17 protein-coding genes are annotated in these 23824 nt (G+C 58.8%); 5 read left to right on the forward strand and 12 right to left on the reverse strand.

The window, feature by feature from the left end; all coding sequences use genetic code 11:
• Window positions 1–129: 129 nt before the first annotated feature.
• From PFEN_RS16570 to PFEN_RS16580, 3 genes are read right to left on the reverse strand one after another with little or no spacing between them, the layout of a single operon-like run.
• Window positions 130–1179: a TniQ family protein gene (locus tag PFEN_RS16570; RefSeq protein ID WP_224771000.1), complete on the reverse strand. Its 1050-nt coding sequence runs from the start codon at window positions 1177–1179 to the stop codon at window positions 130–132.
• The gene (locus tag PFEN_RS16575; RefSeq protein ID WP_191487906.1) at window positions 1169–2062 is read right to left on the reverse strand and encodes a TniB family NTP-binding protein; all 894 of its coding nucleotides are present in this window, start codon (window positions 2060–2062) and stop codon (window positions 1169–1171) included. Before PFEN_RS16575 ends, PFEN_RS16570 begins: the two co-directional genes overlap by 11 nt.
• Window positions 2063–2092: 30 nt before the next feature.
• A complete protein-coding gene (locus PFEN_RS16580; protein ID WP_191487907.1) occupies window positions 2093–3937 on the reverse strand; it encodes a Mu transposase C-terminal domain-containing protein in 1845 nt (614 codons plus the stop codon).
• A gap of 330 nt (window positions 3938–4267) precedes the next feature.
• On the opposite strand from PFEN_RS16580, the gene PFEN_RS16585 reads away from it, so the two are divergent.
• Window positions 4268–5284: a hypothetical protein gene (locus tag PFEN_RS16585; protein WP_191487908.1), complete on the forward strand. Its 1017-nt coding sequence runs from the start codon at window positions 4268–4270 to the stop codon at window positions 5282–5284.
• Here PFEN_RS16585 and PFEN_RS16590 read toward each other — a convergent pair.
• Complete coding sequence (locus PFEN_RS16590) at window positions 5281–6819, reverse strand: NAD(P)H-hydrate dehydratase (RefSeq protein ID WP_191487909.1); 1539 nt, start codon at window positions 6817–6819, stop codon at window positions 5281–5283. The two genes, PFEN_RS16585 and PFEN_RS16590, sit on opposite strands and share 4 nt — an antisense overlap.
• 209 nt (window positions 6820–7028) lie before the next feature.
• Here PFEN_RS16590 and PFEN_RS16595 point away from each other — a divergent pair, with 209 nt between their 5' ends.
• Both PFEN_RS16595 and PFEN_RS16600 read left to right on the forward strand, forming a co-directional pair.
• Complete coding sequence (locus PFEN_RS16595; protein ID WP_191487910.1) at window positions 7029–7733, forward strand: VIT family protein; 705 nt, start codon at window positions 7029–7031, stop codon at window positions 7731–7733.
• Between the two features lie 178 nt (window positions 7734–7911).
• On the forward strand, window positions 7912–8676 hold the full coding sequence (locus PFEN_RS16600) for a substrate-binding periplasmic protein (RefSeq protein WP_191487911.1): 765 nt from the start codon (window positions 7912–7914) through the stop codon (window positions 8674–8676).
• An 18-nt stretch (window positions 8677–8694) separates the two neighbouring features.
• Here the strand turns inward: PFEN_RS16600 and PFEN_RS16605 are convergent, their stop codons facing one another.
• The 5 genes from PFEN_RS16605 to polX all read right to left on the reverse strand — a co-directional run bounded on the left by PFEN_RS16605 (window position 8695) and on the right by polX (window position 17787).
• Entirely contained in the window at window positions 8695–9894 is a 1200-nt protein-coding gene (locus PFEN_RS16605; RefSeq protein ID WP_191487912.1) for an acetate/propionate family kinase, read from the reverse strand.
• A gap of 42 nt (window positions 9895–9936) precedes the next feature.
• Window positions 9937–12333, reverse strand: coding sequence for a phosphoketolase (locus PFEN_RS16610; RefSeq protein ID WP_191487913.1), 2397 nt, complete (start codon window positions 12331–12333; stop codon window positions 9937–9939).
• Window positions 12334–12440: 107 nt separating this feature from the next.
• Entirely contained in the window at window positions 12441–13406 is a 966-nt protein-coding gene (locus PFEN_RS16615) for a universal stress protein (RefSeq protein WP_191487914.1), read from the reverse strand.
• 223 nt (window positions 13407–13629) lie between these two features.
• A complete protein-coding gene (locus PFEN_RS16620) occupies window positions 13630–15912 on the reverse strand; it encodes a heavy metal translocating P-type ATPase (protein WP_191487915.1) in 2283 nt (760 codons plus the stop codon).
• 81 nt (window positions 15913–15993) lie between these two features.
• Window positions 15994–17787, reverse strand: coding sequence for a DNA polymerase/3'-5' exonuclease PolX (gene polX, locus PFEN_RS16625; RefSeq protein ID WP_191487916.1), 1794 nt, complete (start codon window positions 17785–17787; stop codon window positions 15994–15996).
• Between the two features lie 314 nt (window positions 17788–18101).
• Between polX and PFEN_RS16630 the strand changes: the two genes are divergently transcribed.
• A complete protein-coding gene (locus tag PFEN_RS16630) occupies window positions 18102–19469 on the forward strand; it encodes an erythromycin esterase family protein (RefSeq protein WP_191487917.1) in 1368 nt (455 codons plus the stop codon).
• An 11-nt stretch (window positions 19470–19480) separates the two neighbouring features.
• Here the strand turns inward: PFEN_RS16630 and PFEN_RS16635 are convergent, their stop codons facing one another.
• Entirely contained in the window at window positions 19481–20188 is a 708-nt protein-coding gene (locus PFEN_RS16635) for a phosphoribosyltransferase (RefSeq protein WP_191487918.1), read from the reverse strand.
• Between the two features lie 12 nt (window positions 20189–20200).
• Window positions 20201–21823, reverse strand: coding sequence for a chaperonin GroEL (groL, locus tag PFEN_RS16640; RefSeq protein ID WP_191487919.1), 1623 nt, complete (start codon window positions 21821–21823; stop codon window positions 20201–20203).
• Between the two features lie 320 nt (window positions 21824–22143).
• Here groL and PFEN_RS16645 point away from each other — a divergent pair, with 320 nt between their 5' ends.
• Window positions 22144–22641: a BCAM0308 family protein gene (locus PFEN_RS16645; protein ID WP_191487920.1), complete on the forward strand. Its 498-nt coding sequence runs from the start codon at window positions 22144–22146 to the stop codon at window positions 22639–22641.
• A gap of 49 nt (window positions 22642–22690) precedes the next feature.
• Here the strand turns inward: PFEN_RS16645 and PFEN_RS16650 are convergent, their stop codons facing one another.
• Window positions 22691–23794, reverse strand: a complete 1104-nt coding sequence (locus PFEN_RS16650) for a lysylphosphatidylglycerol synthase transmembrane domain-containing protein (protein ID WP_224770986.1) — start codon at window positions 23792–23794, stop codon at window positions 22691–22693.
• Window positions 23795–23824 lie beyond the last annotated feature (30 nt).

Consider the following 23824-nt stretch of genomic DNA (forward strand, 5'->3'; position numbering starts at 1 on the left):
TGCGCCCATTTTGCTTTGCACGGAGTTTGGGCAAATGCACATTTCTGACCATCAGACATAAGCACTATTCGCGCTCAATTACCGCACTAGCAACGGATGCCGTGGCATTAGATTACGTACACAGTTTGGCTAGCTTTCCAATAAATAGTGAAAATGTGCGCGAACGACTGGGCTCCAACCGCCGGAACGCTGCTTCAGCCAATCTAGGTAGCTGGGCACCCTCACCGCATCGCTGTGCATCGATCCCCAGAGCCGCTCAATATAGCCGTCGTATGCCGGACCGCCTCCGAGCTGCCACACGCGCACGCAGTTCGGCAGCTTCAAAAATAAGCCGAGCAAGGCAAACATGGCCATGCGGATCTCCGCGGAATGCTCCCCTACGTCTTTGCACAAAAAAGCTTCACAACCTGCCTCTGGCCGTAAATTAGAGCGCAGGGAACACCATGACTTGATATCCAGAAGCCGGGCGATATACGAGCGTGGATCAATCGGATAATTTCGCTTTTTGCCTATGATCGCCAGGATATCCTCCATGAACAGCTCCACCTCAGGGACGCTCGCTGCAAGCTCAACATCACCGATGATAACGGTTCCGCGCTGCACAGAGGCCTGATACCAGCGCTGAAAATACCAGGCCATGAGCTGCAGAATTTGGGGTGTCGAACACCGGAACTTCACCCTTCGCTCAATTGACCGAAACGTCACAGGCGCTGGGAGACGCTCCAGTGTCAAATTGAATTGGACGAATGAAAGCAGCGCGGCCGGCGCCGAGGTACTGTCTCCTGTATGCAGGAGGCAGCCGTGTACCGGACACACATTAAACCACCAATAAAACCAGGTGATTCTCGATGAGGGTTGTCGACCGCTGCGAAAATCATTGAGGAGGCAGAGCTCGCAAAACTGCAGGCGCTTCTCGGGCGCTGCCTTGAGCCAGTCACCGGGCAAGGGAAATGATCGCCTTAAGCATTCGCTTGAAAGGCCTAATGCCATGGATAAATCCTCCGCCACCGCGGGAGTTAGGTTCCCATCAGCGTCTTCGACACCCAGCCGCTTTAGGCAGCGTGTGGCACGTATAAAGGGGGCGGGATTTTTGGTGCGCGCCCCCCTGGCAAGCCACGCAGAAAAAGCCTCTTGAGGTACCGGCTTAAGCAGTCCGCCGAAGTGCGCATTACTCCTCATGGTCGAAACGATCGAGATATGGCGGGATGTCGGCGGCCTTTTCCAAGCAGTCCAGATCAATTTCTTCCTTGCGGTCCAAGATTGCCCAAACCGCACCCCGGGTAATCCGCTTGACTATGGCATCGGTGATGCCGCCCGTGGCGCTCAGCAGGAACTTAACCTTCTCTTGCCGCCAGAGTTCCGATGGCCTCCTCAGTGGCAACGCGCTTTCATACCCGGCTAGAAATGACCTGAAGCTCTCGTTTTCTTTCCAGCGCGGCAGATCGTATATTTGAAAGCGGCGTTCTAGCTGGGCATCACTGCTGATGGCATGCACGGCGTCATCGACGCCGAATGCAATGATCGACAGCGACATCGGCGGGCTACTCAGCGCTCTCAGAAAGGCCAGGTTCTTTCGCTGATCAACCCGTCCGGCATTGAGGAGATTGTGCACCTCATCGATCAGCACCAGGCGCATGCTCCTCAGCTGAGCCAGTCGACAAAACGCCTCAGGGACCAGACCATTGCGAATTTTGCCGATTGGTACTCCCAGAGCCTCACTGATGCTATCTTCGAAACCGCGCAAGCTAGGATCCGGGGACAGGCTGAATGAAATGTAGCCGTAGGAATCTACATGCCTCTTTCTGAGGTTCTCCATATCCAACTGAATTCTTTCAAAAAGACTGGTTTTACCCATTCCCGGGCGACCGGAAATCAAGATGCACTGCGCCTGAGTTTTGGGAGGCATTTCATAGACCGCTCTGACCGCGGTCCTGACCGAACTAACTTGAGGGTAGTTGACCCAGCAATCCTTATAGATGCTGCCGATTCGGCCCTTGTCCCCGAGGAGCGCGAGGTTGCGACGCTGTGGTGAAATGTGCTCCAAGCTCAATGCATCTTTCATAGGCACTCACCTCATCATGGGCTCCGGACCCTATTCTTCGATCTCGTAAGCTTTCGGCTTAAGGCTGTAATCCGTCGACGCGGGGTGATCCGGAACCGCAATTTTTTCATTAAGTGGATGACCCGGATCGGTGAAGCGAGTTTTTTTTCGCTCTCTCATTTTTCGCGCCTGCTTGCTTTTCACACCAGCGGCATTTACGAGTGTTTCGTTTTTTTCAATTAGATTGAATACTTCCGCAGTGGGAACCCTGCGTTCGCTCTCATCCTTTAGTTGTGCTCTCAACCGCTTAAATTCCGTGAGTGTGGTGTTCGGCAACCGCAGATCCGCGTAACCCAGCTCTATATACGTCCGCTCGCCAGTGGGGAGTACCCACACTTTGCTTAATGACTCCGGATCGTAGCGCACAGTGCACTTTGTCCCGATGTCAAAGCGCTTCAAGGTTGAAGAGTAGTAATCGATGTTATGAAGCCTGACGCCCGCTCGACCGATCACCCTTTTTTTTATTGGCATGAAGTCGATCAGCAGGCGCAATTGATCGTCAATAATCGGCGGATAGGCAAAGCCACCATCCTTATTGAGGTAATGCTTCTCCCACTGAAGCAGCGGTGAGCAGCCGAGCGCTGAGTGTGTTGTTTTGTGATAGATCTCGACCTCTCGGATGAACCACTCTCGAAACTCAGGAAACGATAGCGTGGCATGCTGATCGCTTTTGTAGTGGCCTTTATCTTTTGCCGAGGACATGGTGGTTCCCGGCAACATATGGACTTTTCCCATCAACGTGCCGATCAGGCGTTCAATGTGGGCTCCGTTGTGGGGCGTACCTTTGGGCCTGAACGTCAACTCAATGCCATACCACCGACAGCTGTCAGATAAATTTTTCGACCTGAACTCCCTGGCATTGTCGACGTGGATTCTTTTCGGTACGCCGTAGAACGGATACTCCCCACCAGTAAAACCGTACGTTTTTAACCAGCGCTCCTTGGGCAATATCGAATGGGAGATACACAGCGCTACCGACATCGCCGAGGGATACGACAAGGATAAATAAAAGCCGAGCACCACCCGCGTATATACGTCGATGGCGATAGTGACCCAGGGGCGGATCAGCGGCAGTCGCTGGTCACTGTCGACGATAATGCAATCGACAAGGGCATGATCTATCTGGATCAGCTCCAGAGGCGCCTCAGGCTGTATCTTTCCTCCACGAACCTCGTAGGCCTGACGCGCGGCTTTCGAGCCCGATTTCTTGGCCAGTAGTGCGCGTGGCTTACGCTCTCTAATTCTGTTGGCTATGGTGGCGGGGCTCGGTGCCTGGATGGACAGCGCTCGGCAGCGCTCCATCACTTTTGCGATGATGCTCTTGGAGGTTACCCCGGGACCGCCATAGCACTCATCAATGGTTTCTTGGATGATGCCCTCCGCATCCGCCTCGATCATCTTGGTTCCTTTGGACCTGCCGCGTAGCTGCGGGAGCAGGCTCAACGGGCCCACATTCATGTCCAACCTGGTCAAGAGCCTGCGAACTTGGGATGCGCTCATCCCTAGCGCTGCGGTGCATTGCGCCATATCTTGCCTGGAGAGAGGGCTCTTGCCGACCATCGGAGACAGGACGTTAAACCGCTCTGACGCCAACTGAAGGTCAGTCTCCTTTACATCTTCGATGAGAAGCGTTTTTTGTATCTGGGCGATCTCATGATCCGAGAAAGTTGGGGGGCTTTTCAGCTCACATTCGATTTCTCCAGGCGATAGCAAGACCGCTTCTCCGGTAACAATATCCCTTGCCTGTATTTTATTTGAAGAAACGGAGGCGATGATCTCCAGCTTTTTATTACCAGCCAGCACTAGAACGCCCGGAGTTATGCTTATTTGTTGCATGGCTTCACCCACAACAAAACACGCGATACTAGGCTAAAAATCTAGTTAAATATGCGCAATTTTCAAGATTGCGATGTTGCTACTCGGTAATGCGCAATGGAAAACCTTACTTTTCAACCACCTATGACTCGCGCATATTTAGTTAATCTCGACACTTGGCTTGCATAAATCCACGCAACGCTACGGTACCAAACTGCTACGCAGCATGATCGTCTGTGCCGGTGATGCGCTCTGAACCGAAACGCAACTGGCCCCATTGCATCTGTCTACGCCTTGAGTAACGATCCTGACCAGTAGGCCGCAGCGGCCCTTTATCGGAGAAGGACCTTCATGGGATTTTATCAGTGCCTGCCTTGCGTAAAAATATTCGAAGAAAACGTCGCGTCCGTTCCTCTTTGCCCGTTTTGTCGCGGCCAGGTCATACCCTATACAGGTCCTACACCGTCCAGCCTTTGCATCACACCATTGACCACACAACTGGCACCTATTTTGCCATTGCCGGAAGTCTCGCCTATCTCCTTCAAGTTCATCAGTCTTACTGCCGAGAATGTGGATTTCTGGAGAAATTACGCAACGCTCATGCGATTCATCGCATCCAATCTGTTCTCTGGCGTCACCGTGTATGGCTACCAACAGGCCGTAAAAGGCTTTATGGATGCGTTGGATTGTTTTAAAAAAACTCCTAGCAGCCAGGTATGGGTGGCCGTCGCCACGTTTGGATCAATCAAGAGCAATCCCTCTGCCAGGTCCTTTGTCAACATCGAGATGTGCATGACTGTCACAACACATCCAGACGTCCCGATAACTACACATATGGGGATTTTTCGCTCTCCCTTGCGCTTGGTAAAAACTCCCGAGCTGGAAAAGGTTCGCGGCTTACATGCCGGCGGTGTCAGCGTGGGTGATATCATTGCCGTTCTGGAAAAGAAGCGAAGCCTGGCACACCCCGTCCGCCGGCTTTCAACCCAACTTCATGCCTTTGCTGCCAAGCGTTGTCTGCAAGAGAGCCGTGGGCTTGCAAAGATCTTCATGATTACCGCGCCATTGGCGAAAATGCTGGAAATTCTGAATAAGGATTGCTCCGCCTACTCGACTGAAAAAATAAAATCAGAGAAAGCAGGCAGTACATTGGTCACTCTGGTAGGCGAAGCTCAAACACCCAAACGTCACCAGTTTGTAGTCAATAACATTCAAAACTACCCGTGGCTCACTGAACTGACTGACCTGAATGGATCTCGTCCGAAGATTGCCATCGAGATGCAGCCCTTGGCGAGTGCCATGGATGAGAGTACGCGTGTCGAATCCGTTCTGGACTGGCTTGAGAGTCGGCACAATCCCGCTCGCTAAAGGTCATCGCCTTCGACCAGATCAGGCTCGTAGTCTCCGCCACGCAAAAAACATACGACTGGCTCTCCACTGTACAACTGACGAAAAACCGCCGGCAGCAGATCCGGCAGATCTTCGGCCAGTAATCCGGGACCGAACTCAGTGGCCGCCGCGCCATGCAGCCAGGCACCCGCTGCCGCGCTGGCAAAGGCCGGCATTCCTTGGGCGAGCAGGCCCAGGATAATTCCGCTCAAGACATCGCCCGTACCCGCGGTAGCCAAGGTCGACGGCGCATTGGTATTGATGATTGCCCGGCCATCGGGTGCCGCGATGATCGTGTCACTGCCCTTGAGCACTACCACCGCCCCGCTACGCTTGGCCGCGGCTCGGGCGCGGGTCAACTTGTCGCCAGCAGGATCAAATATCCGGCGAAATTCAGCCTCGTCATGGGTCAGTACGCAAGGCCCGTCAATCGCTCGATCAAGCGCGCCCGGGTCATGCTCAAAGACAGTCAGCGCATCGGCATCGATCACTGTCGGGCGCCCGGTGGCAAGCATGGCCAATACGTGCCCACGGGTTTCGTTGTCCACGCCGGTACCGGCGCCGATCAGCCAGGCGGAAAAACGACTGCCATCGAGCAAATGGCCAAAGTCCTCCGGCGTCCCCCAGGAACGCACCAAGATGCTGCTCAGCGTCGAGGCGTAAACCGGCAAGGCGATTTCCGGCACCACAATGCTGGTGAGGCCGGCCCCGGCTCTTGCCGCACCTCTAGCGGCCATTCGAGCCGCCCCGGTCATCGGGTAGCCACCAAATATCAGTGCATGGCCTCGGCTGTATTTGTCGGTATCAGCCTCGGTTCGCGGCAGGCTGGCCAGCCACAACAGCGGATGGTTCTCAAAAGTCTGCGGGGCGATGACATCGAGCACCGCTTCAGGCGTGCCGATATCGACAACGACAACCCCACCACAAAGGTCCCGCCCCGGTAGCAGCAGATGACCTTGTTTCTTGCGGAAAAACGTCACGGTCAGTGCTGCCGGTACCGCTCCCAGCGCTTCACCGCTATCGCCCATCATCCCGCTGGGGGTATCGATTGCAACAAGCGGCGCCGTGCCATGGCTCGCGGCGGCAAGCGTTTCCAATGCCTGGCCTTCCAGTGGGCGGCTGAGGCCGGCACCAAACAAAGCATCAACGATCAGTTCGGCGCCTTCGAGCACCAAGGGGCTCAAGGTTTCGACTTCCCCACCCCAGCGCTGTGCATGTTGCCCGGCTTCGCCCTTCAGATCGGCTCGACTACCCAGCATCGCCACGCGCACCGGCCAGCCGGCCTGCGCCAGCAGGTACGCGGTGACGAATCCGTCACCACCGTTATTGCCTGGCCCGCACAGCACTACGACCGGTCTGGGTGTCCAACGCCGCTCGATTTCGCGCGACACCGCGGCGCCGGCATTGCCCATCAGATCAAAAGACGACACGCCGGCAGCGACCGATAGCCGGTCGGCCTCCGTCATCTGCCGGACCGTGAGGAGCTCGTTCTTGAGTTGCCTATCCGTTTTCATGAAATTGATCCCGTATCCGTGGTCGCGCATACCACCTTAGTGACAGGACTTCGCCTCAATCAATACCTGTGCACTGACGGCCCCCAAGGAGGCCTCCAACTCCGTGGCTGCGGAGTCAATCAAGTTAAGCGTATTACTGGCTGGTGAGTAGCCACGGAAACTACCTACACTACTCCCGTCTGAAGCTATTGCGCCAAAGGCCAGGAGCCATGAAAAAATTCACGCGTCGTCATGCCGAATCCCATAACAGCAGTCGTATAGGCTGGCTGAGAGCGGCCGTGCTGGGAGCAAACGATGGCATTGTCTCAACCTCCAGTCTGTTGATCGGGGTCGCCGCCGCGAATGCCTCTCACAGCGCACTGCTCGTGACGGGCATGGCGGGACTCGTGGCGGGCGCCATGTCGATGGCGGCAGGTGAGTATGTTTCGGTGCACTCCCAGGCCGATACCGAGCACGCCGACCTGGTCAGGGAGAAAATGGAGATAGAGACAAAGCCTGCGGCCGAGCATCGAGAACTGGCGGAGATCTACGTGCGGCGAGGGGTCGAGCCTGAGCTTGCCAGGCAGGTTGCCAGTCAACTGATGGCGCACGATGCCCTGGGTTCACACGCCCGAGATGAGCTGGGGATTTCCGAGGAACTGACTGCCAAGCCTCTCTCTGCGGCATTTGCTTCGGCGATGAGTTTCATCGTCGGAGCTATCTTGCCGGTCGCTGTAGTACTGATAGCACCGTTTCAGAATCTGATCTTCTGGATATCCGCAATGTCACTTATTTTCCTCGCCACCTTGGGCGCAGTCGCCGCCCGGACAGGCGGCGCTCCGTTGTTGATGGGGGCTTGGCGCGTGACCTTTTGGGGCGCGTTGGCGATGGCAATTACCGCCGTGGTTGGCCGAATGTTCGGGGCGGTTGTCTAGCGCAGCAAATCACCGATCGGTCCAGCACACAGCCCCAAACTGGATCAGGCTTTGAACTCGATGCACAATTGAGGCGCGCGCTGGGTAGCACTCTCAACGCTCGATGCTACTCTCTAAGCGGTGGCTATTACTCTCAGGGCATTTTCGGGAGCTACACCAACCGTGCTTGAGATCAGTCATGAGCCAGACCACACGTATGTCGAATTCTCGTACCACGGTGCTTTACAGGCGCTTTCTGTGGCTATCGCTGTTGCTGGCCTGTAGCGCGCATGGCGCAGCCTTACCGGTTGACCTGTTTATTCTCGACGCACCACCACTGACGCTTGTCGATAGCGCCAAAGGCCACGGAATAGTCGGAGATGCCGCGCTCATGGCTATTGCCAGGGTCGGCTATGTCGCTCATATACAGGCGCTTCCCTGGGCTCGATCGCAAAAGTACGTCAGTGAGAAACAGGACCTGCTGATAGCCCCTCTGTCCCGCACGCCAGAACGTGAGGATCGCTTCACCTGGATCGCGCCCATCATGACCATGGATCGGGCTTTTTTCAGCCTTGAGCATCGAGTGAGCAGCTATGCCGAAGCCAAGAAGGTCTACCGTGTGATCGGCGTGGGACTGGGCAGCGCACAAGAGGAAATCCTGCGCACGCAAGGCTTCTCCCATGAGCAGATCTACCCGTTGACCATTGGCGACAATCCCGCGCAGATGCTCCTGAAAGGTCGCATCGATGCCTGGTTCAACGGTGTCCCTGAAAGCGAGTACATCTGGCCGAAGGTATCTCGACGCAAACTGCTCATGAGTCCTGTCATGAGCACCGTGGATCTGTATCTCGCCTGCTCGAAGCAATGCTCCGCCGAACTGGTGCAAGGCTTGCGCGAAGCGATTGAAGCACTGCGCAGCGACGGGACTCTGGCACGGATACGAAAGAGTTATTTGTCACAATAGTCAGTTTGCGGCTTTTGCCTAAGCGTCCTGAGACAGCAAGGCCAGGCTGTGTCGGGCAATGACGGCGTTCTCGTCAGTGGCTATGACCCATGCGCCGACTTTGCTCTCGGGCAGGGACAGGCAGGCCGATGCAGCGATGTCAGGTTCGCGCTTGCGCGCCACGCCCAACCAGGAGCAGCCCTCAAGAATCGCATCGCGCACCTCATGCGCGTGCTCGCCGATGCCGCCGGTGAACACCAGGGCGTCGACGCCACCGAGCAGCGCGGCCATGCCACCGATTTCCTTGACGATACGACGCACGAACAGCGCTATGGCCTGTTTGGCCGGCTCCGAACGACTGGCCATCAGTGTGCGCATATCACTGGCCACGCCACCCGAAACGCCCAGCAATCCGCATTCGTGATACAGCAAGTGCTCGACGGCCTGCACGCTCATGCCGCGCTCGCGCAACAGGTACAGCACGATCCCGGGATCCAGGGTTCCCGGGCGGTTGCCCATGAGCAATCCGTCGAGCGTGGAAAACCCCATGGTGGTACCGCGACTGATCCGGTTCTGCAGCGCGCAGAGGCTGGCGCCATTGCCGAGGTGTGCGACGATTGTGCGCCCCTGCGCCGCGCGCGGGTCGTAATCAGGCAACACACTGCTGATAAACTCGTAGGACAAACCATGGAAGCCGTAACGACGGATACCCTCCTCGCTCAACGCCCTGGGTAAGCCGTAAAGGGTTTCCAGCGGATCGAGCGTGTGGTGAAACGCCGTGTCGAAACAAGCCACCTGGCGCAGCGCCGGATACTCACGGGCCAGATGGAGCATCGGCGCCAGACACAACGGCTGGTGCAAGGGCGCCATCGGTGTCAGCGCCTGCATCTCGCGGATCAATGGCGCGTCGACCCGCGCCGCCACCTCACGGCGCTTGCCACCATGCACCACTCGATGCGCCGCGCCGGCAATACGCCATTGGGCGTGGCTGTCGATCCAGCGCATCAGCTGGCTCAAAGTGGCTTCGTCCATGCCGTCCTCGGCACTCGGCCATTGTTCCTGCTGTTGGGCCTTGAACCGGGTGTCCTGATAACTCAGGCGCGCCCTGCGCTGACGCACTTCGACACTGCCCTGCCCCAGGCAGTGAGGCGTTGAGGTATTTGCGCCATACAGGGAAAACTTCAGTGTTGAAGAGCCGGCGTTGAATACCAATAACGCGGGGCAAGGATCATCCGTCATGGCGCACTCCCGAGTGAGCGGTTCAGCACATTTGCGCGCCAGCTACTGGTCAGGGCCGGCCTCTCGGCTTTCGCTTGCCGGTGTCCATTGCCATTGCGCCACTTCCGGTAAATCCTGGCCATTTTCGATCAGGTACAGGGTATGTTTTTCCCGCGAGGCCCAGTAACGCGCGCGTGCTGCCTCAACCTGCGGCTGCAAGCGCGGGACACGTTCAATCACGTCCAGGGCAAGCTGGTAACGGTCCAGGTGGTTGATCACCGTCAGGTCAAAGGGCGTCGTGGTGGCCCCCTCCTCCTGGAACCCGCGGACATGAAAACGCTCCTGATCGCCACGGCCGTGCAATAGCCGGTGGATCAGCGAAGGATAGCCATGGAAGGCGAAAATAACCGGTTTGTCGCGGGGGAACAGTTCCTCGAAAGCACCGTTCGATAGACCGTGCGGGTGCTCGCTATCGGGTTGCAGCACCATCAGGTCAACCACATTGACCACCCTGACCTTCAAGTCCGCTACGTAGTCGCGCAACAAGGTCACGGCCGCCAGGGTTTCGAGGGTCGGAACATCGCCGGCGCAGGCCATCACCACATCCGGGTCGGCGTCGTCATGACAGGCCCACTCCCAGCGACCAATGCCGCGCAGGCAATGGCTGATGGCCGAATCGATATCCAGCCACTGCCACGCCGGCTGTTTGCCGGCAACAATGACATTGATGTAGTTGCGACTGCGCAGGCAATGATCCGTCACCGACAACAGGCAATTGGCATCGGGTGGCAGATAGATGCGCGCCACCTCGGCTTTCTTGTTGACCACCAGGTCGATGAAGCCCGGATCCTGATGGGAAAAGCCATTGTGGTCCTGTTGCCAGACATGGGAAGACAGTAAAAGGTTGAGCGAAGCGATGGGCTTGCGCCAGGTCACGCTGGCGGCTGCTTTCAACCACTTGGCGTGCTGGTTGACCATGGAACCGACGATGTGAATGAACGCTTCATAGCAGGAAAACAGCCCGTGACGCCCAGTGAGCAGATAGCCCTCCAGCCATCCTTCGCAGACGTGCTCGCTGAGTATTTCCATCACCCGTCCATTGGCGGCCAGATGATTGTCATCAGGCTCCAAAGCCGCCATCCAGGTCTTGCCACTGACCTCATAGACCGCGTCGAGCCGGTTCGACGCCGTTTCATCCGGGCCAAACAGGCGAAAGTTCGTGGACGTCAGATTGCTTCTCATGACCTCTTTCAAAAACACACCCAGCACACGCGTGGCTTCGGCCTTTAAAGCCCCCGGGGCTGGCAGCTTGACCGCGTACTCTGAAAAACGCGGGATTTCCAGGGCGCGCAGCATCAACCCACCGTTGGCATGGGGATTGGCACTCATGCGGCGGCGTCCCTTGGGGGCCAGCTCGGCAAGGTGTGCCAACAAGCTGCCGTTATCGTTGAACAGCTCCGCTGGCCGGTAACTCTCGAGCCATTCCTGGAGTTGCAACAGATGCCGGGGTTGCTGCAGGTCGGCCAACGGCACCTGGTGGGAACGCCAAGTGCCTTCGACATGCAAGCCATCGACAAACTTGGGGCCGGTCCAGCCTTTGGGCGTGCGCAGCACCAACATCGGCCAGAGCGGACGCTCTGGCACCGACTGCTCCGGCTGTCGGCGCGCGACACGCTGGATTTCGCGGATGTCCGATAAAATGGTGTCCAGGGTTTTAGCCAGCGCCTGGTGCACTGTCTCGGGGTCGTCGCCGTCGACAAAGTAAGGCTCATAGCCATAGCCATACATCAAGGCACTGAGTTCTTCCTCGCTGATGCGTGACAGCAGCGTAGGATTGGCGATCTTATAGCCATTGAGGTGCAAAATCGGTAGCACGGCACCATCGTGTCGCGGGTCGAGAAACTTGTTCGAATGCCAACTGGCGGCCAGCGCTCCGGTTTCGGCCTCGCCGTCGCCGATCACACACGCCACGATCAGGTCTGGATTGTCAAAGGCCGCACCGTAGGCGTGAGCCAGGCAGTAACCCAACTCCCCTCCTTCATTGATTGATCCGGGCACTTGCGCCGACACATGACTGGAGATGCCATATGGCCAGGAAAACTGTCGAAACAGCTGCAACAGCCCCTGGGCGTTTTGCTCCACGCGCGGATTGAGCTCGGTGTAGGTCCCTTCCAGATAAGCCTGCGCCATGATGGCCGGGGCACCGTGTCCAGGGCCGGTGACGAAGATCAGGTTCAGGTCATGGGCCTTGATCAGGCGATTGAGGTGCACGTAGATCAGGTTCAAGCCCGGGCTCGTCCCCCAGTGCCCCAGCAGCCGAGGCTTTATATCGGTCAGCGCCAGGGGCCGGCGCAACAGCGGATTATCCTTGAGATAGATCTGCCCAACGGCCAGGTAGTTGGAGGCCCGCCAGTAGGCATCGAGGCTTTCCAATTGATCATCGTTCAGAACATCACCCATGAGGAACTCCGATTGCTGCGAGCACGAGCATTTACTATCGGAGTCGGAGCACTTTCTGGCTTGATCTACATCAAACCATCGGGCTTCCGTACCCCGTTACCTGGTCATCAATTCTGCTGCGAAACGTCGTTGACCTGCGTCCCCTCTTGCATCTGTTCCCGCGCATTATGGACAGCGGGCGGCAGTTTGAGTGCAAGTACATTGCAGGCGGGATTATCGAGAATACCCTCGGCGGTGCTGCCAATCGTCGAACTGAGCAGATGGTGATTGGCCGAACCGATGATCAGAAGATCATAAGCATTACGCTGGATATAACAACGAATGACGTTGGCCGGCGCGCCCACCAGGAAATGCCGATGCTCCTGGGCGATCCCGTGCGCGGTTGCCAATGCATCGAATACATTCCGGCGGGTCTCATAGCTCGGTAACTCACCTTTGGAGACGGTCGCGGTAATGTTGGTACAGTCCACGGCATCACTGTTGTAGACGGTAATCAGATGCAACGAAGCATTACGGGCTTCCGCCAATTGCCGGGCCATACTGATGAGCTGGTCATTTTCCGCCGCGTTGCCTTCGCTCTCAAGCTCGATATCCACGGCAACCAGAAACTTGCTGAGGCGAGGGGCCGGCGCTTGCTTGATGTAGAGTACCGAGGTCGGACTGGCACACAACAAGTCCCAGTCCAGTGATGACAGCACCAGACGTTTTAAATGAGCTTCCTCATGCAAGTCCTTGATAATCAGATCGGCATTCACTTGCTGTGCATAGGCTGCCAGCTCGGACGCGGATGGCTTGCCCCAGACCACGTCGTAATGCACTTCAAGTCCCTTTTCGCGTAACAACACGGTTTCGCTGTTCAACCACAACCGATGAGCATCCATCATGCCTTCGCGGGCTTTGTCTCGATTGGCGATGTTGGCGTGCCCGAGCAAATCGATTGCCGCCGAGTGGACAAACGCAACCAGGTACAGCGGTGCATTGAGCGTCTGCGCCAGGACTCCCGCATATTCCAACGCAGGGGTATGCACGGCTTCTGGCGGAGCGATAAGGAGCAAACGCGATGATCGGATCATGACACACCTCGGCATTCGGTGAAGTTACAGGCAGCCCTGCCGTTGAATGGTCCATGTACGCCTGTGCCGCGTCATGGCCAACTTCTATCCTGAGCCCAAAGCCGCGTGCCGGTTTGATCTCCCTCAATAATACTGAAACAGGTCGGAGACCTCCCCGCATTCAAATGGAAGCCGGAAAGAACGCATGGAAGCTCGTTTGAATGGTTTTTGCCGCAACCTCCTTTTACCGGCTGTCAAGATAACGGAACAGTTCCTCCTCCTGATCGAAATGCAATCGCACAAGGGTGTCCAGGCGAATCAACTGATGTTGAATCTCGTCAGCGGAAGCCGTCGCCTGCGCGGCGCTGAAGTCCACGCTCATGCGCGCCAGTAAATGGATAAGGCGGAAAATCTCCCGGTGTACGTGACTCATCGCTGACAAGGGGTCCTCGCCCCGCAGGCTTCGGGTCAGCAGTGGATACAGGGTGTTTTCATCTTCCCGTTCATGCTGGGCCAGGGTGACTTGCAGTTTTTCCACCAGCGCCAGCAAGTCGCTCCGCGCTTGTTCAAGCGGGCGCTGGGCAAAGTCGCCGGCCAGTTGATGCAGATCGCTCAGCACAGCGGCCAGTTGAGTGTGTTCGTCTTGAAGGTGATCGATATGCTCCACGGCGAGCTTTCGTTGGCTGAGGCCCCATGATTCTCCCAATGCACGCAAGGCATTGATGATGATCAGCACGTCGATGCCCTCCTGCACGATGGCGCCGGCAAGCGGCGGCAGATAGCCGAAGGCAGCGATAGCCATCGCCAGCAGTGACATGCCCATGCCGACCCGCACGCCCTGGCGGGCAATCCGGCGTGTCCGGCGGGCAATATCCAGCGCCTCGACCAGCCGGTCCAGGCGATCGACCAGCAACACGACACCGGCCGCTTGCGCGGAGGCCGTGGCACCGGCCGCGCCCATGGCCACGCCGACGTTGGCCGCGGCCAAGGCCGGCGCATCGTTGATGCCGTCGCCGACCATCAGCGTGCTGGCGTGTCGGCAGCCTTCCTGTACGGCACGCACCTTGTCTTCGGGGGTCAAGCCGGCACGCAACTCGTCGATTCCGGCCGACAAGGCAATCATCTCGGCGGTTTCCAGGCGGTCGCCGGTGAGCATGACGATCCGTTCGATACCCCGGTTACGCAGGCGCCGCAACGTCTGCGGGGTTTCCCGCCGCAGGTTGTCCGAAAACACCAGCAGGCCGGCGAGAGCCCCATCCACTTCGATGAAGCTGCCACTGCATGCCAGGTAATCCATGTGGCGCAGCATGGCGACGGCCCAGTCAGCCACGGGAACTTGTTCATGGGCAAAAGACAAAGTGCCGAAACGTACCCGCTGGCCATCGACCTGCCCACAAAGACCGGAACCCGGACGTTCTTCCACATCCTGGGGGACACTGAGAGGCAGTTGGCGCTGCTGCGCCGCTTCGACAATGGCCTGGGAGATGGGATGCGTCGAGGCTTGTGCCAACGAAGCGGCCAGCCCCAGCAGACGCTGCGGATCGAGCAGTCCGTTGACTTCTATCGACTGCAGACGGGCATGGCCGCTGGTCAGCGTGCCGGTCTTGTCGAGAAACACCTGTTTGACCTCGGCCAGCGCCTCCAGGGTCGTCCCGTCCTTGATCAGGATCCCGCGTCGCGCGGCCCTCGAGATGCCCGACATGATGGCAATCGGTACCGCCAGAATCAGCGGACACGGCGTGGCCACCACCAGAACCGCCAGGGCCCGCAGCGGATCTCCGCTTATTTGCCAGGCCAGCGCGGCAATCAGCAACGTCAGCGGAATGAACAACAAAGCATAGCGGTCGGCCAGGCGCACGTAGGGTGCGCGCGAACGGCGTGCCGCCTCGGCCAGCCGAACGACCCCGGAATAGGTGCTCTGCGCGGCCGTCCGGGTGGCCATCAGCAGGAACGGAGCACCGACATTGGAAACGCCGCTGGGCAGCAGTTCGCCTTCCCGGCGGGTGACCGGCAGCGACTCGCCGCTGAGCGCCGACTCGTCCAGAATGGCCGCCGCGCTCAGCAGTCGGCCGTCGACCGGCACCACCTCGCCCAGACGGACCAGCAGTGTCTGCTGCGGTTGGACTTGCTCAACCGGGATTTTGCGCAAGTCGTCCTGCTCCTGCAGCCAGGCAAACCGTGGTGCCCGATCGACAAGCGCACGCAATTCGCGTTCGGCGCGTTGTTTGGTAAAGAACTCCAGGGTGCGTCCGCTGGCCAGCATCAAGGCCACCACCGCCGCCACCAGCGTCTGCTGAAAGACCAGGGCGGCGGCAATCGACAGCAGTGCAATGAGATCGACGCCTACCTCGCGTCGAGCCAGGCGCCTGGCGATCTCGACAAGCAGCACCAGGACCATCAACAGACTGCCCGCGGCCCAGCACCTCGATGCCCAGTCAGACGCATGGGCAAAATAGGCAACCCCCCCGGCCAGCAGCGTCAGGCTGGTGATCAGCAATAACAGTGGGTCCAGCCACTTGCCGGACATCGATACGAGCCCCTCAAAACCTCCGGGTTTCAAGATACGCAACGTTCCCTCCCTGCCCCAGGCAATGGTTGCTGATTGGAATCAAGCACGTCCAGGTCGCTCGCGAGCGCCATCCCGTAAAAACACCTTGAGCTGCGCCAGCGAACGGGTATTGAGCACGTCGCCTGCTTCCAGCCAGGCTCGACGTGCCTGAGCGACACCATGGCGCAAATAGGCAAAATCGGCGCAGCGGTGGGCATCCGAATTGATGCTGATCAGCACACCTTCGTCCTTGGCATATTGGCACTGGAGATCGAACAGATCCATGCGCCGCGGCTGCGCGTTGAGTTCCATGGCGCAACCACGTTGGGACGCGGCCTTGATAATTGCCGGGAGATCCATGTTCAGCGGTTCGCGCTGATTGATCAGCCGACACAGCGGGTGCGCCAGAATCGAGAAGTAGCGATGATCCATGGCCCTCAGAATACGCTGGGTCTGTTGGCGCAGGGGCAGCTCGAAATGACTGTGGACGGCGCCCACCACCAGATCCAGGCGTTGCAGGATATCGTCCGGCAGATCCAGGCTGCCGTCTTCGAGAATGTCCACCTCGATGCCCTTGAGCAAGGTCATGCCTTGCAAGCGAGCGTTGAGCGCGTCGATCTGGTCGATTTGCTCCAACAATCGCTCGATATCCAAGCCATGGGCCACTCTGAGGGAACGTGAATGCTCGGTGATCGCCAGGTACTCCAAGCCGGCCGCCGTCGCCGCGAACGCCATCTCTTCCAGACTGTTGCCGCCATCCGAGGCCCGGGTATGGGCATGCAGGTCACCCTTGAGATCGCTCAACTCAATCAGCCTGGGCAAACGGCCTTTGAGGGCCGCCGCGACTTCACCACGGTCCTCGCGGAGTTCCGGTGTGATCCACGGCAACCCCAACGCCTGGTAAACAGCAACCTCGGTGCTGCTGGCCAGGCATTGCCTGGCCCTGAACAGGCCATACTCACTGAGCTTGAGTCCCAGTTTCTGCGCCCGCTGGCGAATCGTGATGTTATGCGCCTTGCTACCGGTGAAATACACCAGGGCGGCGCCATACACCTCCGGCTCGACGACGCGCACATCCACCTGCATGCCCGAAGTCAACAGGACGCTGACACGCATGGGCCCCTTGACCAGTACCGTGGCAATCTCCGGATGTTCGATGAAGTGTGCGGTGACGTCCACGGAAGGCGCTGCCGCGACAAGGAGATCGATATCGCCGACGGTGTCGCGCATACGGCGCAGACTTCCGGCCACCGTTGCTTGCTCGACCCCCGGAATCTGCCGCAGGTACTCGATCAATTCGTGAGCCAGCGGTTCGACAAAAGCCAACGGCAGACGGCGGTCCCTGCCAATCCCCTTCTGCGCGGCACGCAGCAGCCGCGCCTCCATCTTTTCGCCGAAGCCGGGCAGATGTCGAATGCGCCCCTGCTGGGCGGCCCGGCATAGCTGCTGTGCGGATTCAATACCCAGATCGTGATAGAGCTGTTTGACCCGTTTGGGCCCGAGCCCGGCGATGGAAAGCAGTCCGACCAGCCCGGGTGGCAATGTCGAACGCAAGCGTTGGTGCAGGGCGCAATCGCCGCTGCTGACGATTTCGTTGATCTTGCCCGCCAGATCAACCCCGATGCCCCTCAGCTTGGGTAGCGGTTCGCCACTGGCGATCAGCTCGGCCACCTCGAACGTCAAGGCCCTTATAGTCCGCGCCGCGTTGCGGTATGCCAGGATTCGGAAAGGGTTGGCGTCGTCGATTTCGAGCAGATTCGCGATCTCTTCAAAAATCCCGGCGATGTGATCATTGCCAATCGGTCCCTGGGCCGAGGACAACGGCCCCTGGGGAGGACCTGCGGTGAGCTTCATGGCGTCATCCCGACTGGATGGAGGTCGTGGAGCCAGCATTACCGATCTTGCTCCCTCACGATTGATATAAATCAGCCCGGGCAATGTCCGCAGCTTACATTTCGCCGCCGGTCGTCCATCAATATGCGGTGTCCCGACTATTGATAAAACTCAAATGGTCGACCGCATTCAGGCGTAGGAATGATTGATGAGGTGGTACAAGCCAGCGACGTTGAACAGATCGAACACATGCCAATCCTTGCCCACCCTCGACCGTCGACGTGATGCCGCGCGGCAACGCACGTCGGGCAATCCACCCTGGCGGGATGACATTCATGAACACACCCTCACAAGATCTGTCGGACAAGCTTTATGGCTCACATAGCCACATTGCCGAGCCCTCCATCGCCCCGCTCCTGCGTCAATACGCGGAACCCTTGCCGGAATTGAACTCAGCCGCTTTTGGGGAAATGTTCGACCGCTACGCCGATGCCCGCGTGGTGATGATCGGTGAGGCCAGTCATGGCACCAGCGACTTCTATCGAACCCGAGCGGCGATCACCCGACGGCTGATCGAGCAGCATGGTTTCAACATCGTTGCGGTTGAAGCCGACTGGCCAGATGCCAGCCATGTGAACCGTTATGTCCAGGGACAGGCGCCGATGGCCTGGAAACAGCACATTTTCAGCCGATTTCCCACCTGGATGTGGCGCAATAACGACGTAAGAGCTTTCACCCACTGGCTGCATCAGTACAACCACAAGCACCCCGCCGAGCAGCGCGTCGAATTTCGCGGTTTGGATGTCTACAGCTTGCGCAACTCCATCCATGAAGTGCTGGTTTATCTGGATCGGACCGATCCGCAGTTGGCCCGCGAGGCACGACGGCGCTATGGCTGCCTGACGCCGTGGCAGGACGACCCCACGCTTTACGGTCATTTTGTCGAGCGCGGCGGCTTGATGCCCTGTGAGCATGGCGTAATCGAACAACTCAATAACATGCTCGCCGAACAACTGGCCGGGCTATTGCCGGACGACGAGGCATTTTTCGATGCCGCGCAGAACGCCCGGGTCGTCCGGGCCGCGGAACAATACTATCGGGCGATCTATCGTGGCTCGGACGCTTCCTGGAACCTGCGCGACCGGCATATGTTCGACACATTACGTGCGTTGCTCGAACATCGCGGTCCACAAGCCAAGGCAGTGGTATGGGCGCACAACTCCCATATCGGCAATGCCGCCGCCACGGAGATGGGCTGGAAAGGACAGTTCAATATCGGTCAACTGTGTCGTCACGCTTATGGGCGCGATGTCGTCCTGATCGGCATGAGCACCGACCGTGGTCAGGTAGCCGCCGCCGATGACTGGGATGGCGATATGCTGATCAAGGAGATCCGCCCCTCGCGTCCGGACAGTTGGGAGCATCAGTTCCTCAAGGCCGGAGTCCCGGCTTCATTGACCGACTGGCGCGGCCCGCAGCGCAAGGATTTGCGTCAAGCCCTGTCGGAACCATTGCTGGAGCGGGCTATCGGGGTGATTTATCGCCCCCAGACCGAACGTGGCAGTCACTATTTCGAAGCGGTGTTGGCCGAACAATTCGACGCGATGGTCTGGATCGAACAGACACAACCGGTGATTGCGCTGCCACTGCCGAAAGGCCAGGAGCTCGAACCGGAGGACGACACCTATCCGTTTGGGGTGTGAAACGGATCAAGTCAAGCCTCCGAGTGTTCCCCCGTACCTTTGCCAGGAGCGGATTCGCGCTGCCAGGCCCGCTGCAACAGGTCCATGACCTGTTGATCCGAGGTCTGGGAAAAATCCAGGTACCAATAACCGATCGACATGAGCCATTCGGGGATCAGCGGGCAGATCACCTCTTCCACTTCGCTGTATAGCGATTCAACGGTTTCCTGCGGGGCAACCGGTACGGCAACGACTATGCGAGACGGTGCTTGCAAACGCACCGCCTGTATCGCCGCAATCATCGAAGCGCCCGTCGCCAGACCGTCGTCGACCAGAATCACCACCTGATCCTTGAGTTGCACTGGCGGGCGCGCGGCTCGGTAAACCTGCTCGCGACGCAGCAACTCCCGGGTTTCCCGGGCGACTACCGCCTCGAGCGTGGCCCGATCTATCGAGTGAGCCCGCAATATGTCTTCATTGACGATCTGTATGCCGCCACTGGCGATCGCGCCCATGGCGTACTCCGGTTGCGCTGGAATTCCCAACTTGCGCACCAGTAACAGGTCCAGGCGAACGTCCAGGGCAGTGGCCACCTCATAGGCGACCGGAACGCCGCCACGGGGCAAGGCGAGGACGATGACATCCGGCCTATGCGCGTATTTGAGCAAGGGTTCCACCAGGCTCCGACCGGCAGCAGCCCGGTCAGGCAAGACGGTTTGCAATGAAAGATCCTGAGTCACTGGAAGATCTCCTCAGGCGATCGCGCCTGGCGGTTCGTATCCAGGAGATTCCTTTTCCGGAATATCGGTCATGGTCGCTTCGGTCAGCAGCAGGATACTGGCGACTGAAACAGCATTTTCGAGGGCAATCCGCACCACCTTGGTCGGATCGATGATGCCGGCTTCGTACATATCCACATAGCCATTGGCTGAAGCATCGAAGCCAACGTTTCCGGGCTCCGCGAGCATCCGGGCAACGACAACGCCGGCATCTACCGCCGAGTTCTCGGCAATGATCCGGGCCGGTGCTTCAAGCGCCCGGCGAAGAATCTGCAGTCCGGTCCTGAAATCGCCCTCGTGATGTGCTTCCTCGGCCGCGAGCATCGGCACGGCCTTGAGCAGGGCCAGCCCTCCCCCCGGAACAATGCCTTCGGCGATCGCTGCGCGAGTCGCGCAGATGGCGTCATCCAGCGCATCCTTACGGGCTTTCATCTCGGCCTCGGAAGGCGCGCCGACCCGAATCACCGCGACACCGCCAGACAGCCTGGCCAAGCGCTCCTGAAGCTTTTCACGGTCGTAGTCACTGGTAGTCGTGTCGATTTGCGCACGAATCTGTTGCACACGTGCCTCGATGGCCTCGCGTGTACCGGCGCCGCCAATCAGCGCGGTGCTGTCTTTTTGCACCACGACCCGGTGCGCGCGCCCCAACTGGCTCAACTCCACCTGTTCGAGGTTGATACCCAGTTCGTTGGAAACCACGGTGGCTCCGGTCAGAACGGCAATGTCCTGAAGCATGTCCTTGCGTCGGTCGCCAAAGCCTGGCGCCTTGATCGCCACCGCCCGCAAGACCCCGCGCATGTGGTTGACCACCAGGGTGGTCAACGCCTCGCCCTCGATGTCATCGGCAATCAGCACCAGGGGCTGTCCACTTTTGGCAATGAGTTCAAGCAATGGCAGCAGGTCTTTGAGCACACCGATCTTATGGTCACAAAGCAGCAGATAGGCATCATCGAGCTCGACCTGCATCTTCTCGGTGTCCGTCACGAAATAGGGCGAGACATAGCCTCGATCCAGACGCATACCCTCCATCACCTCGACCACCGTTTCCGTGGTTTTGGACTCCTCGACACTGACGACACCTTCGATGCCGACCTTCTCCAGCGCGTCCGCAACCAGTTGCCCGATAACGGCATCGTTATGCGCCGACAGCGCCGCCACCTGGGCCTTTTCCTTGGGGGTGCTGACCGGTCGCGATTGGGCGACCAGCGATTGCATGACCAGGGACAGCCCCCGGTCCATACCGCGTTTCAGGTCGATCGCACTGGCACCGGCGACAACATTGCGGATGCCGTCGGCCAGGATTGCATGGGCCAGTATCGTTGAGGTACTGGTGCCGTCCCCGACCGCATCGCCGGTACGCTCCGCCGCCTGGCGCAGCATCTGCGCACCGAGATTTTCCTCCGGGTCCGGCAGGTCGATTCGCTTGGCGATCGTGACGCCGTCGTTGCAGACGGTCGGATTACCCCATTTGTTCTGAATCAACACCGATTTTGACTTCGGCCCGAGGGTCACCCGGACCGCATCCGCCAACTGTGTTGCGCCACACAGGATTTTCTCGCGAGCCGCGGCACGAAACAGGACTTTACTGTGGGCCATCAGGTTGCCCTCCTGGTTGTTTCGACAACAGGTGTGTTCTTGCAGCTTCTATGAAATGGCGGGCCCGGCGTTGATTTATATCAATCCGCGGAGCCTTCGCGGCCAACGCTCGCCAAGGCCCTTCGCGCGATGCAACGTCCGGATGAAAGACCGCCGGCGCCAGCCCGCCAATTGACAAAAATCAATCCGCGCGGGAGGAAACCGAGTCCAAATAAAGTCTTGAAATCCACCGGGCTTTCATCAGGCGCAATGGCTGGGGTTCCGATTCGAAGTCACCGCCAGGCGTGAAGTCTTCATCCATCTCGTGCGAGGAAAAGACCATGGACAAATACCAGGACAGTCAGAAAAACAAGCTGTTCAAAGCCCCCACTCACGATCCCTATTGCCTGCAGAAAGTCGAAGGCAGTGCCCTCTGTCCGCAGTGTGGAGCGGTCTATCAAGCCGGCAACTGGACTTGGCACACCCCGGAAAGCTCCGTGATTGCCGATGCCAAAACGGTGACCTGCCCAGCCTGCCGGCGTACCGCTGACAACATCCCGGCGGGGACGCTGACGCTGTCCGGCGGTTTTCTGTCCGGGCATCGAGACGAAATCGTCCATCTGATCGAACATACAGAGAAAAAGGAAAACGCCGAGCATGCCCTGGAACGGATCATCAAGCTGACCGACTCGGAGGGCAGCCTGGTCGTGACCACTACCGGTATCCATCTGGCGAACCGTCTGGCGCATGCCCTGAAAGACGCTTTCAAAGGTCACGCCGATTACCACTACGGCGATAATGAATATCGGTTGGACGTCAACTGGTCACGTGACGACTGAGAACCTGGCGAGGTTGTGCTCGACAGGGAGTACAACCTGCCCCGCCCGATTACCTACTGCCGGAGCCACGATCCGTATCGGCGATTCCATGATCCTTCTGGCGCGCCCCCATGAGCGCCTCCTGGCCTGAGTCCGGGGCATGCCATTCGCGATGGGCCAGCCACAGGCCCGGCAGCATCGGCAGCCAGAAGGTCAGGCCGCGAAACAGCAGCGTGGCGGAAAGGGCCACGGCAATGCTCACCCCGATCCAGTGCAAGGTCACGACGGCGGCGGCTTCGAACGCACCCAGCCCCCCCGGCAAAATGCCGATACTGCGCAATACACTGGCCAACATGAATCCGGCGAACAGTCCCAATGGCGGCGCCGATACACCCAGTGCACGGACCAACACCCACAAGGTGGCGCTGTCCAGCACGATGATTGCCAACTCCAGCAAGGTGATGCGCCAGAGCAACGCGCGACTGCGAACCAGCCGTGGGTCGGCGCCGGTGAGCAACGAAACACCCCTGGCAATAATGGCAAAACGTTGTCCCGGTACATGCGCGGCCAGATCCGTGTTGCCGGCCAGCCTTGGCGTGACGACGGCCAACAGCAGACTTACGGCCACAAACACCAGGCAGGTGAGCATGACCGCCGTAGTCGCATGCCCCTGGAAGATCACCACCGGCAATGCCATGCCGACTGTCAGGACATAGGCCAGGAAGTACGCGGACAAATCCAGCACCAGGCAGGCCAGGACCACCGGCCGGGCGAAACCGAGGCGAACAAAGGAGGCGACCACCGCAAATGCCCCGCTGATGCCAGACGACGGCAGGGCCTGATCGACGAACAACTTCATCAGGCTGAGTTTGCCCGCATCCCAGAGTGACAGGTGCTGCGCCCCGGCTTTGAGCACCACCCGAAAGATCTGTCCCTGTGCCGCATAGGTCAGGGCTTGCAGGCCGAAGGCAGCCACCAGCCAGAGGGGTTGTGCCTGGGTCAGCAGGCGTGCGAAGGATTCGACTTCAGCAAAGTGCAACGCCACGCCAATCACCGTTGCGAGCATTGCCGCGCCCAACAGCCAGGTCAGCCAGAGGGCAAAGCGACTGTAGTGCCGATCTTCGTTGATCCCTTGCGGGTGGGTGACAGCGGGAGTGGGCGGTTTAACAGACATGCCATGCCCCTGGGCAATTCCGCGGATGGC

It is taken from the genome of Pseudomonas sp. FEN (assembly GCF_904067045.1).
Classification (GTDB): Bacteria; Pseudomonadota; Gammaproteobacteria; order Pseudomonadales; family Pseudomonadaceae; genus Aquipseudomonas.

Bases quoted from the DNA above. Each gene is read 5' to 3' on its own strand.
- PFEN_RS16570 (WP_224771000.1), bottom strand. From the start codon at position 1,179: ATGAGGAGTAATGCGCACTTCGGCGGACTGCTTAAGCCGGTACCTCAA.
- PFEN_RS16575 (WP_191487906.1), bottom strand. From the start codon at position 2,062: ATGAAAGATGCATTGAGCTTGGAGCACATTTCACCACAGCGTCGCAAC.
- PFEN_RS16580 (WP_191487907.1), bottom strand. From the start codon at position 3,937: ATGCAACAAATAAGCATAACTCCGGGCGTTCTAGTGCTGGCTGGTAAT.
- PFEN_RS16585 (WP_191487908.1), top strand. From the start codon at position 4,268: ATGGGATTTTATCAGTGCCTGCCTTGCGTAAAAATATTCGAAGAAAAC.
- PFEN_RS16590 (WP_191487909.1), bottom strand. From the start codon at position 6,819: ATGAAAACGGATAGGCAACTCAAGAACGAGCTCCTCACGGTCCGGCAG.
- PFEN_RS16595 (WP_191487910.1), top strand. From the start codon at position 7,029: ATGAAAAAATTCACGCGTCGTCATGCCGAATCCCATAACAGCAGTCGT.
- PFEN_RS16600 (WP_191487911.1), top strand. From the start codon at position 7,912: ATGAGCCAGACCACACGTATGTCGAATTCTCGTACCACGGTGCTTTAC.
- PFEN_RS16605 (WP_191487912.1), bottom strand. From the start codon at position 9,894: ATGACGGATGATCCTTGCCCCGCGTTATTGGTATTCAACGCCGGCTCT.
- PFEN_RS16610 (WP_191487913.1), bottom strand. From the start codon at position 12,333: ATGGGTGATGTTCTGAACGATGATCAATTGGAAAGCCTCGATGCCTAC.
- PFEN_RS16615 (WP_191487914.1), bottom strand. From the start codon at position 13,406: ATGATCCGATCATCGCGTTTGCTCCTTATCGCTCCGCCAGAAGCCGTG.
- PFEN_RS16620 (WP_191487915.1), bottom strand. From the start codon at position 15,912: ATGTCCGGCAAGTGGCTGGACCCACTGTTATTGCTGATCACCAGCCTG.
- polX (WP_191487916.1), bottom strand. From the start codon at position 17,787: ATGAAGCTCACCGCAGGTCCTCCCCAGGGGCCGTTGTCCTCGGCCCAG.
- PFEN_RS16630 (WP_191487917.1), top strand. From the start codon at position 18,102: ATGAACACACCCTCACAAGATCTGTCGGACAAGCTTTATGGCTCACAT.
- groL (WP_191487919.1), bottom strand. From the start codon at position 21,823: ATGGCCCACAGTAAAGTCCTGTTTCGTGCCGCGGCTCGCGAGAAAATC.
- PFEN_RS16645 (WP_191487920.1), top strand. From the start codon at position 22,144: ATGGACAAATACCAGGACAGTCAGAAAAACAAGCTGTTCAAAGCCCCC.
- PFEN_RS16650 (WP_224770986.1), bottom strand. From the start codon at position 23,794: ATGTCTGTTAAACCGCCCACTCCCGCTGTCACCCACCCGCAAGGGATC.